Here is a 10,537-nt window from a genome sequence, read left to right as displayed (position 1 = left end):
GGGATGCCGGCTACAGGGTATCCCCCAAAAATAACCGGTATCCCAGATCTATACACAGTTCCTCAGCAGCGGAATCGCTCTTGTCTTCCAGTCTGTTTAACAGTTGCCTGGTAGCAACCTGCCCGATAGCTAATCTTGGAGTGATAACACTGGCAATTTTTTGCTGATTTGCATGACCAATATCCAGTCCGTGGAACCCGGCTATCGCGATTTGCTGCGGAACTGCGATTTTCAGGGCCTGACATTCCAGTAAAACCCCCACGGCCAGGTCATCATTAGTACAGAACACCGCGTCGGTTTGCGGGAACTTCTGCATAATCTGTCCGAACATTTTCTGTCCGAGAGCCATCGAAGATATCTCTTTTGGCACAATATGCCGCCCTTCCATTCCCCGGCTTTGCAGGGCCTGTTCAACCCCCCGGTAGCGGCTGATGTCTCGCGGGTCATCCATCGAACCCAGGAAAACAATATGCTGCCGCCCCCGGGCAATCAGTTGTTCAGTCATATCAAAGGCTGCCTGCTGGTTATTAAAACCGACCTGCAAATCCAGCGCTCCGGGACCAATTTCCATCAGTTCTGCCACCGGAACACCGGAGGCACGAATGCTGCTAAGTGCTGGCTGGCTGTGTTGCCTGCCGGTCAGGATCAACGCATCGATATGGTATGACAGTAGTGTGATAATTTTTTGCTGTTCAGTCAGGGGGTCATAATCATGGCTGGCAATAATGGTCTGATAATTATGCTCTTCGGCCACCTGCTGAATACCATCGAGTACATCAGCAAAGATCTGATTGCGAAACGAAGGAATAATCACTCCCAGGGTCCGGCTACGGGCCCCGGCTAAAATATCCGGTAACCGGTTAGGAATATAGTCATGCTGACGCATAACTTCATCAATGGCCCGACGGCTACGTTCCGACACATTTTCCGGTCCACGCATATAACGGCTGACCGTCATTTTGGTCAGTCCGGCGAGGTCCGCAATATCCTGCAAAGACATCCTGTTCCGTTTCATCGCTATTCCTTTTACTTTGCATCACCTTTCAGCAACCGACGAGTGACCAAATTCCCTGAAGGGACTTTCAGGAAAAACACCAACCCTACAGAAACCAGCAATGCAATGGCCATAAAAGTGTAAGAAGCCCCCGGACCACCGGTCAGACCATTAAGATAGCCCACCAGCCAGGCTCCGGCAAAAGCTCCCAGCGCCCCGCAACAGTTAATTAACCCGATAGAAATCCCCGCCACATTTTTTGGCAGCAATTCAGGAATCAACGCAAAAAACGGTCCATACGGGGCATACATACAAGCAGCAGCCAGTACCAGCAAGCCATAGGAAAACCAGAATGAGTAGCTCCCAAGTAACCAGGACCCAAAAAAAGTAACTGACGCAATCAGCAATAATGGCCAGATAAAAAGCCGACGCAGCCCGGTTTTATCTGACAGCCATGAAATCACCAGCATAGTAATAATCGCGGCCAGATACGGAACTGCGGCCAGCCAGCCTACCCGGACAATGTCCATTGATGCAGCGCTACGCAGTATCGATGGCATCCACATCATAAAACCATACACTCCGATGCTCCACAGAGCGTGTAACAGGCACAGTACCACCACATTGCGGGAACGCAGGGCCTGCGGCACATTGCGCATCGGTGGTATTGCCTGCTGCTCTTCAGCCATTGCACTGGCCAGTTGCTGCTTTTCTGTTTCTGTCAGCCAGCTCACCTGCTCCGGTTTGTCCCGGACAATAAACCACCAGAAGATGGCCCAGATTAAGGCAGGCACACCCTCGAAAATAAACATTTCCCGCCAGCCAAAAGCATTGATCAGATATCCGGAAACAATAGACATCCATAACACCGTGACCGGGTTACCTAATACCAGAAAGGTATTAGCCCGTGAACGTTCCTGACGGGTGAACCAGTTGCTGATGTAAATCAGCATCGCTGGCATCACTGCGGCTTCAACAACACCCAGAACAAAGCGGATCACCATCAGAGCCGGAATATTGCTGATAAGTCCGGTCGCAGCGGCACAAAATCCCCACAACAGCAGGCTGGTAAACACCAGTTTACGGACACTGCGTTTCACTGCATAAATTGCCCCGGGCACCTGAAAAATGAAGTAGCCGAGAAAGAACAGTGCTCCAATCAGAGAGGAGGTGCCACGGCTAATTCCAAGATCTGCTTCAATCCCAGAGGCAGCAGCAAAGCCGTAGTTGGCCCGATCCAGATATGCCAGGCTGTAAGTAATAAAAATCACCGGCATTAAATACCACCAGCGTTTCACCGGCAGTTTTCTGCTTGTATTCATGGGGGAACATCCTGTGTGTGCCGAAGGGGCAACCAGTAAGATATCTTCAGGGCAAACTCTGATTCCGTCTGCCCCTGTATTTTATACTGAGGCCAGCATTCCGCCGTCGACAAATAAGACATGACCGTTAACGAAATCCGAGGCCTGAGCTGACAGAAATACCGCAGCACCCATCAGTTCTTCAGGTTTTCCCCAGCGAGCGGCTGGAGTCCGGCGACACAGCCAGTCAGAAAATTGCTTATCGTTTACCAGAGCTGCCGTCATTTCTGAATCAAAATAGCCGGGAGCAATCGCGTTGACCTGAATGTTATAGCGTGCCAGTTCGACACACATCCCTTTGGTCAGCATTTTCACCGCACCTTTTGAGGCAGCGTAAGGCGTAATATTATCGCGTCCTAATTCGCTCTGCATTGAGCAAATATTAATAATTTTCCCGCGCTTGCGGGTCATCATTTTTCGGGCAACCTGCTGTGAAACAAGAAATACTGACTTCTGATTGACGTCAATAATCCTGTCCCACTGATCCACCGGAAACTCCGTGAAAGGAGCACGATACTGGATTCCGGCATTGTTAATTAAAATATCCAACGGGCCGGTTTCGGTTTCAATACGTTCAATCGCGGCGGTGACTGCGGCAGGATCGGTGACATCAAAAGCACTGGCGCTGGCCCGGATTCCTAACGTCTGTAATTCTGCGACCGCGCTTTCACAACGTTGCAGGTCGCGTCCGTTAATAATCACTTCTGCACCGTGCTCGCCCAACCCACGCGCCATCAACAATCCCAGTCCTTGTGTTGACCCGGTAATCAGTGCCCGTTTGCCGGTTAAATCGAATAATTTACTCATCAGAGAATCTCATTTCATCAACTGTTACGCGTAACTTTACTCGCCTTCTGGCTACGCATGAAAGAGGATGACTGTTTTTTTTGGCCCTTTATTTACAATGTGTGATCTTTGTCAGATTTATCCACGACATGATTTTTCTTTCAGCGAAACACTGGAGCTTAAGTATTGTTCGCCGCAATGACTGCACAGTGGTTATCATTATGCTCAACAAACCGTTGGTATTTTTTCATAAAGCAAACTTCACCGGATCATTTGTGACAAATACTGAATATAAAAATGACAAATAAACGCCAGGACAATGATTATTTATGACAGATATTCTGCGCCTCAAGTTTTTAAATTAGCGTCTAAAAGGCTCCACATAACGCTTTGCTAAAACTGTAATATTCTTATTTTCAGATAATTCTACCTGGCCTGCTGGAACAAGGGGTAAATAACTGACATAATCAAACGATATTATTATTACCAGGAGAGAAACTCTACTCAATAAAATATACCGTGAGTCGGATGTCATCACTGACAGCGCCAGGAAATGTCTCACACGGGCACCAATACCAATATCACCGGTACATGGATTTCACATAAAAATCAACACTGTAAAAAAAATGTGGTGCTATATGAATAACAAGGAAGTCATTCGGTCAATTGCTATTGTTGATACCTGTAATTATACCTGTATCGCAATTAAAACCTTATGCAGATACATTTCTGATAATATATCAGTTCAGGAGTTCTCCTCTGTCGATGAGCTGCTTAATCACCCGTCAGCGGGCAGTTTTGAATTCGTCTTCTATGATACCCTCACGACCCACTCGATAGTCATTGACCCGGAAAGCGATATTTTAAGAATTAAACAAAGCTTGCCGGAATGTAAAGTCTGTCTGCTTTCTGTACTGCATCAGTTTATGAGTATCAAAAATGCCGATTTTGAGCTGGATAAACGATTATCTCTGGATGACTTCAGCTTCTTCATCCGCATACTTTGCCGTAACAACAGCGAAAAATGTAAAAGAAATTATAGTGTTATATTTGAAAATCGGCTCAATCTCAACAAAGAGCAGGTTTCTCTGCTACGTGCCTATCTCTACAACCTGAACACTAAAAATATTGCAGAGCTGCTTAACTGTAATCTGCGTAAAGTCTACTTTTACCGTGAAGGTGCCATAAAAAAAGGTGCAGAGCAGACACAATTCTTTCGTTCAATTGGCCGTTTAATTAATCCCTGAAACTACCGACTCAGTCCTGGAGCGCCACCAGAGTGCTCCAGGGGCTGCAACAAAAAACCGACTCTGGCGAACAGAGACCACGACAGATTTCAGGTTACATTAAAGTGACATGCCGGCTATTTTTGAAGTAACCTGTTAATACGCTGGCGGCATTTTGCTGCAGCTATTCCGTTAAGGTTGCCTGGATCTCCGGTATGAAAAACCAGCGTATTACCCTGCATGATATCGCCTCTCTGGCCGGAGTGACTCCAATGACGGTCAGCCGTTATCTGCGTACACCAGAAAAAGTTACCACTGAAACATCACAGCGAATTGCTGCGGTCATCAAAGAGTTGGGTTACCTGCCTGATCAGGACAACCCGCAAATTGCCAGCCAGACCACAGCGCGTATTGGTGTGTTAATCCCGTCATTTCATAACCAGATCTTTCCGGGACTACTGGCTGGTATTGAATCCGTTATCGGTAATACCGGCTTCAAAACAGTGGTGGTAAGTTACGATTACGATGCTGACAGGGAAGAGGAACAAATAGCCGCACTACTGGCAATGCAGGTCAAAGGGCTCATTCTCTCTGAATCTACACATACGGTACGTGCCGAAAAATACCTGAAAGCTGCCACAATCCCGGTCGCAGAAGTCATGGGCAATCAGTATCAGCCGGGGCGGATCTGTGTCGGATTTGATAATCATCAGGCCGGCTTTGATATGACCCAACTGCTGCTTAGCCGCGGCAGACAGAACATTATCTATTTTGGCTCGATGTCCGATTTACGGGATCAGCAACGTTTTGCCGGGTATTGTGCGGCCATGCAGCAGGCCGGGCGCCCGTCGGGACAAATCACACCCAACAAAATATCATCAGTATCTATCGGTAACGGCATGATGGCCCTCGCCCGCCATAAGTATCCCGACGTTGACGGTATCCTCTGTACAAACGACGATTTAGCGGTGGGTGTGCTACAGGAGTGTTTGCAGTCAGGAGTGAAAGTCCCACAACAGCTAAGTATTGCTGGTTTTCACGGGTTGGAAATTGGCCAGGTTACGCCGTTAAAACTGGCGAGCGTTATCACCCCACGTTTCGAAATAGGCAAAGCCGTGGCTGAAATTATGCTGCAGAAAATTGCCGGACAATCCCCGGAAATCCATTTAGATCTCCACTACCAGCTTTCGGCCGGAGAAACACTCTGAGCTTTTCCCGACCTTATCCCTGTCAGATCCCTGCCTGGTTCACGAACCTTGTAACACACTTTCTTAACATGCCCTTACGTGACCCTGATCCCACACTGTCAGTGCAAAAACACGTTTTATAGCTCCTGATAAGCACAGTTCGCAGCGCGTAACTGCACCCGCAGGGTTCTGCTTTGCGTCAACTGACAAAACAGAAAGGGGATATATCATGCAAAAATCACAGCCGGGAACCCGCTGGTTTCGGATTATTGTGCCGATCCTGATAGCCTGCATCATGTCGTTTATGGATCGGGTAAATATCAGTTTCGCATTGCCGGGCGGTATGGAGCAGGATCTGCTGATGTCCAGCCAGATGGCCGGGGTAGTTAGCGGTATTTTCTTTATTGGTTATCTGTTTTTGCAGGTTCCTGGTGGGCATATCGCAGTACGTGGCAGTGGTAAACGTTTTATTGCCTGGTCGCTTGTTGCCTGGGCCGTTGTTTCTGTCGCTACCGGGTTTGTGACTCATCAGTACCAGCTGTTGATTTTACGTTTTGCACTGGGGGTCTCTGAAGGTGGGATGTTGCCGGTAGTTCTGACAATGGTCAGCAACTGGTTTCCTGAAAAAGAGCTGGGGCGTGCTAATGCATTTGTCATGATGTTCGCCCCGCTTGGCGGAATGATTACCGCCCCTGTCTCCGGATGGATTATTGCACTGCTAGACTGGCGCTGGTTATTTATTATCGAAGGATTACTGTCGGTAGTGGTTCTGGCAGTCTGGTGGCTGATGGTCAGTGACCGCCCTGAAGATGCCCGTTGGCTGCCGGCAGCAGAACGGGAATATCTGCTGCGCGAAATGGCCCGTGACAAGGCCGAGCGGAGCAAACTCCCTCCGATCAGTCATGCTCCCCTGCAAGAGGTTTTCCATAACCCGGGCCTGATGAAGTTAGTGATTCTGAACTTTTTCTATCAGACAGGTGATTACGGATACACTCTGTGGCTGCCGACTATTATCAAAAACCTGACCGGAGCTAGTATTGGTAACGTCGGTTTGCTGACAGTGCTACCTTTTATCGCGACGTTATCAGGGATTTATGTCGTCTCTTACCTGAGCGATAAAACCGGCAAACGTCGGCAATGGGTGATGATTTCTCTGTTCTGTTTTGCGGCCTGCCTGTTGGCCTCAGTCCTGTTACGTGAATTTGTGCTGGCTGCTTATCTGGCTCTGGTGGCTTGCGGCTTTTTCCTGAAAGCAGCCACCAGCCCGTTCTGGAGTATTCCGGGACGTATTGCACCGCCGGAAGCAGCCGGTAGTGCCCGTGGTGTAATTAACGGACTGGGGAATCTGGGCGGTTTCTGCGGCCCCTGGCTGGTCGGATTAATGATCTACCTGTACGGACAGAATGCAGCCGTTGTTACTCTGGCAGGCTCTCTGATCATTGCCGGGATTATTGCGGCATTACTGCCAACGCAGTGTGATCTGCGCCCGGCAGAGGCACGGCAGCAGAATTTCACCCCACGTATTCATGATGCCAAATAATACTGTCACCCGGTAACGCTGTTGCCGGGTGCAGCCTTCACCTTTCAGGGCGTATTTTTCTGATAACCCCGTGTAACGAATTAAACTCAACCGGAAGGGGTTTAACGACTTTCTCCTTATTCATCCGCAGCAGGTAACGTAAATCCCGGAATCACTGCAATCTGCAATATGGCGGGTTTCGCCCCGGATTACAGCGCCGGTAAAGGTCTGCCGGAAAGCAGTTCTGCCAGCAGCATCAGAGCCAATGACACGATTTTGTTTTACTAACCTCAGATCACCACCAGCATCTCTACTGGCTTTTATCAGAATATTCACTTGTACTTCGCAGCACTTTACGCAGAATTGTATCCCGGCATAAGGAATCTCCCGGCATACCCTCTTTGGGCCTTCACCGGAGAGTCAGGGAGCAACGATTTTCAGGAACAGCATGAACAACAATCAACGACAAACCGCGCTGACTCAACAGATTGCGTTATTTGCCTTAATGTTTTTGCCCGGGCTCAGCTGGTCAAGCTGGGTCAGCCGGACACCGGCGATGCGGGATATTTTACAGGCCTCAGTTGAAACGATGGGTGTGATCTTGTTTGGATTCTCCTGCGGTTCTATGGCGGGAATCTTACTGGCTGGCAAGCTGATCAACCATTTTGGCATCCGTAAGATCATGATTAGCGGATATTTTCTGCTGCTGAGCGGATTACTGGTATTAGCACTGAGCCTGCATCTGCAGAGTGTCATACTGGCATTTACTGCTCTCGCTCTGTTTGGTTTTGGGGCAGGATTAGCCGATATTTGTATTAATATTGAAGCATCTGCATTCGAACGACGGCAAAAAAAGCCAATAATGACGATACTGCATGGTTTTTTCAGCTGCGGTACCCTGGCCGGAGCATTAGCCGGAATGCTGATGACCTACCTGCAGCTTGCTCCTGAGTGGCACTTTAGTCTGATTTTTATACTGGCTGCCTTATGTGTATTGCCGCTGATTAAACGACTTGGCTGGCACAGTGAACAGGAAATCAGCAGCGATACCCATCATGACAGCTATCTGAGGCAGGTCGCCCGTGCGCTGCGCGACAAACGTCTGCTTTGGCTGAGTGTGGTGATTCTGGCCATGGCACTGGCCGAAGGTGCCGCTAACGACTGGGTGCCACTGCTGATGACCGATGAATATCATTTCAGTCACTCCAGTGGGATTTTGGTCTATGTTGGTTTTACCGCAGGCATGACTCTGGGCCGGTTTATTGGTGGCAGTTTTGTCCGCCGTTTTGGTCGCGCATTGATGCTAAGACTGAGTGCTCTGTCAGCAATTACCGGTCTGCTGTTGGTGGTTTTTTCTTCCAGCCAGTGGCTGGCAGCTGTGGCAGTACTGTTCTGGGGAATTGGCGCATCGCTGGGGTTCCCGCTGACGCTGTCAGCGGCCGGGGAAGGCCATAACAGTAATATCCGTGTCACCATTGCCGCCACTGTTGGTTATGTCGCTTTTCTGGCCGGACCGCCGTTACTGGGAATGATCGGTCAGCATGCCGGTCTGAAAATGGCCATGCTGCCGGTATTGCTGATGGTTACGCTGGCATTTTTCTGTACTTCTGCAGCCAGCCATTCGCCAAAACAATCTCCCTGATATTTTGCCCGGAATCAGGCTCAACCAGAACAGGATGCTGTTCCTGATCTCTGTTCTGTCAGCTGTTTACTGGCGGCTTGTTTTCGAGCCGCCAGCGTGCCGGAGAACTGCCACTCCGGCGTTTAAAATGCCGGCTAAAATGTGAAGCGTCCGTGAACCCACATTCGGCAGCAATCTGCTGCAGGCTTCGCGAGGTTCTCAGCATTAACCAGCTGGCATAATCGAGTTTCATTTCACTGTATAACTGGCGTGAGGTAAAACCGGTTTCACTGATTAAACAACGATCCAGTTGCCGGCGGGAAAGCCCACTGCTACGGGCAATTTCTTCAGCACTCAGATTGTTGCTGATATTTTTCCGCATAGTGATGATGGCTGCTCTGACCGGTGCTGTACTGTTTTGTAAATCCGCAAAATGCCAGCCAGCCGCTGCCGGAGCGGAAAAACCGGCCACCAGCATATCCGAAAGCCCTTTGTACGCCCTGCTACTGCCCAGTTTTTTCTCCAGCAACAATGTCGCCAGTTCGATAGTGGCATGACCGCCCGGGCAGGAGTAGACCTGCTGCTGTTGTAACACGTTCTGGTCGGTAACAGGGGTTATCAGCGGGAAGGCTTCAGCAAATTCATTGTAATGCCGCCAGTGCACCAGAATCTGCTGGCCGGCCAGTCCACAGGCTGCCAGCAGGAACGCAGCATTATCTATGCTTACCAGCGGAATGCTTTTATTTCTGATACTCCTCAGCCATGGCTGATAAAGGGCTGCTTCAGCCAGCACCACTGAGGGAATATTGCCGCCGAAGATAACGAAATAATCACAACTTCCGGTGCTCAGCTGCAGCGAGCTGAGACAACTGTCGGGCAGCAGCTGTGCCCCGCAGCTGGCTTTCACCGGACCGGTAGTGAGTGAAGCCAGTGTCCAGTGGCATATCACCTGCCGACTGTAGTCTTCATCATCGCCTGAGAATCTCAGCTTATCGAGAAATCCTCCCAGCGACAGTAATGAGAATCCTGGCATCAACAGAAGTATAAATTTCACCTGACACTGTACTGACATATTTGGTACTTATCCCCGGTTCTGATTTCACAGGCAGCACGGTTTGACCTGCAAAAGTTCACTCTGCGACCAGCAGAAAACAGCCGCCAATGATAATGAACACGGTCCCGCAAAACCGGCTGAACTGCTGTCCGTAAGACAACAGAAAATGACGGAAACGGCCAGCCGTTAAACTCACTATAGTTTCGGTGACAGACTCTGCCAGTGCAAACGTGAGTACCATCACCACCAGTTGACCTGCCAGCGCCTGTTGTGGATTGATAAACTGAGACAGGAACGCACCAAAAAAAAGAAAGACTTTGGGATTGGAAGCCGCCGCCGCCACTCCCTGCAAAAACAGCATCAACTTGCCAGAGTTGCCGGTTTTGCCGGTAATCTCCACTGAGCGCTGCATCCATTGTTTTATCCCTAATCCCAGCAGATAAGCCCCGCCAGCCAGCTTAATATAGTGCAGCAGCGATGGAACGACTTTCAACAGTGCTGAGATCCCTAATACGGAAATCACCATCAGGACCATAAATGTCACCACACCGCCGACAATGGTATACAGGGTCAGCGAGGGACCAAATTTGACACTGTGTGTCACCACCAGCATTGCGTTAGGTCCCGGGGTGAGTGCCAGCCCGAAACAGGCTGCAGCAAAGTAACACCATAATGTAAGATCCATATTGCCTCCTTTTTTGCTTAGCGTAAGGGCAATATGGCGGATTAAACATGTACAGAATGGACATCTGACAGTGGGATAACGACAAGGCAGGAGGACCGGCAGAT

The 10,537-nt window shown here is 49.4% G+C and carries 9 protein-coding genes; 4 read left to right on the top strand and 5 right to left on the bottom strand.

Annotated elements, in window-relative coordinates; translation table 11 throughout:
- Positions 1–10: 10 nt before the first annotated feature.
- The 3 genes from A7K98_RS03830 to idnO form a co-directional block, all read right to left on the bottom strand.
- The gene (locus A7K98_RS03830) at positions 11–1,015 is read right to left on the bottom strand and encodes a substrate-binding domain-containing protein (RefSeq protein ID WP_087487381.1); all 1,005 of its coding nucleotides are present in this window, start codon (positions 1,013–1,015) and stop codon (positions 11–13) included.
- An 11-nt stretch (positions 1,016–1,026) separates the two neighbouring features.
- The gene (locus A7K98_RS03825; RefSeq protein WP_087487380.1) at positions 1,027–2,316 is read right to left on the bottom strand and encodes an MFS transporter; all 1,290 of its coding nucleotides are present in this window, start codon (positions 2,314–2,316) and stop codon (positions 1,027–1,029) included.
- Positions 2,317–2,397: 81 nt separating this feature from the next.
- Complete coding sequence (gene idnO / locus A7K98_RS03820) at positions 2,398–3,162, bottom strand: gluconate 5-dehydrogenase (protein WP_087487379.1); 765 nt, start codon at positions 3,160–3,162, stop codon at positions 2,398–2,400.
- A 617-nt stretch (positions 3,163–3,779) separates the two neighbouring features.
- Between idnO and A7K98_RS03815 the strand changes: the two genes are divergently transcribed.
- From A7K98_RS03815 to A7K98_RS03795, 4 genes are all read left to right on the top strand, one after another.
- On the top strand, positions 3,780–4,388 hold the full coding sequence (locus tag A7K98_RS03815; RefSeq protein ID WP_087487378.1) for a hypothetical protein: 609 nt from the start codon (positions 3,780–3,782) through the stop codon (positions 4,386–4,388).
- A gap of 194 nt (positions 4,389–4,582) precedes the next feature.
- Positions 4,583–5,575 carry a LacI family DNA-binding transcriptional regulator gene (locus A7K98_RS03810; RefSeq protein WP_087487377.1) on the top strand — a complete coding sequence of 331 codons (993 nt, stop codon included), beginning with the start codon at positions 4,583–4,585 and terminating at the stop codon, positions 5,573–5,575.
- A gap of 208 nt (positions 5,576–5,783) precedes the next feature.
- Complete coding sequence (locus A7K98_RS03805; protein WP_087487376.1) at positions 5,784–7,094, top strand: MFS transporter; 1,311 nt, start codon at positions 5,784–5,786, stop codon at positions 7,092–7,094.
- A gap of 427 nt (positions 7,095–7,521) precedes the next feature.
- A complete protein-coding gene (locus A7K98_RS03795) occupies positions 7,522–8,715 on the top strand; it encodes an MFS transporter (RefSeq protein WP_087487374.1) in 1,194 nt (397 codons plus the stop codon).
- Positions 8,716–8,773: 58 nt separating this feature from the next.
- Here A7K98_RS03795 and A7K98_RS03790 read toward each other — a convergent pair whose 3' ends face one another.
- Positions 8,774–9,748, bottom strand: a complete 975-nt coding sequence (locus A7K98_RS03790) for a GlxA family transcriptional regulator (RefSeq protein ID WP_232461590.1) — start codon at positions 9,746–9,748, stop codon at positions 8,774–8,776.
- Between the two features lie 76 nt (positions 9,749–9,824).
- Entirely contained in the window at positions 9,825–10,433 is a 609-nt protein-coding gene (locus A7K98_RS03785) for a LysE family translocator (RefSeq protein WP_087487372.1), read from the bottom strand.
- Positions 10,434–10,537: the final 104 nt, after the last annotated feature.

The organism is Tatumella citrea, assembly GCF_002163585.1.
Lineage (GTDB): Bacteria > Pseudomonadota > Gammaproteobacteria > Enterobacterales > Enterobacteriaceae > Tatumella > Tatumella citrea.
The sequence above is the reverse complement of the archived record's forward strand: the minus strand, read 5'-3'. Positions and strand labels throughout refer to the sequence as shown.

Bases quoted from the DNA above. Each gene is read 5' to 3' on its own strand.
- A7K98_RS03785 (WP_087487372.1), bottom strand. From the start codon at position 10,433: ATGGATCTTACATTATGGTGTTACTTTGCTGCAGCCTGTTTCGGGCTG.
- A7K98_RS03810 (WP_087487377.1), top strand. From the start codon at position 4,583: ATGAAAAACCAGCGTATTACCCTGCATGATATCGCCTCTCTGGCCGGA.
- A7K98_RS03815 (WP_087487378.1), top strand. From the start codon at position 3,780: ATGAATAACAAGGAAGTCATTCGGTCAATTGCTATTGTTGATACCTGT.
- idnO (WP_087487379.1), bottom strand. From the start codon at position 3,162: ATGAGTAAATTATTCGATTTAACCGGCAAACGGGCACTGATTACCGGG.
- A7K98_RS03795 (WP_087487374.1), top strand. From the start codon at position 7,522: ATGAACAACAATCAACGACAAACCGCGCTGACTCAACAGATTGCGTTA.
- A7K98_RS03830 (WP_087487381.1), bottom strand. From the start codon at position 1,015: ATGAAACGGAACAGGATGTCTTTGCAGGATATTGCGGACCTCGCCGGA.
- A7K98_RS03805 (WP_087487376.1), top strand. From the start codon at position 5,784: ATGCAAAAATCACAGCCGGGAACCCGCTGGTTTCGGATTATTGTGCCG.
- A7K98_RS03825 (WP_087487380.1), bottom strand. From the start codon at position 2,316: ATGAATACAAGCAGAAAACTGCCGGTGAAACGCTGGTGGTATTTAATG.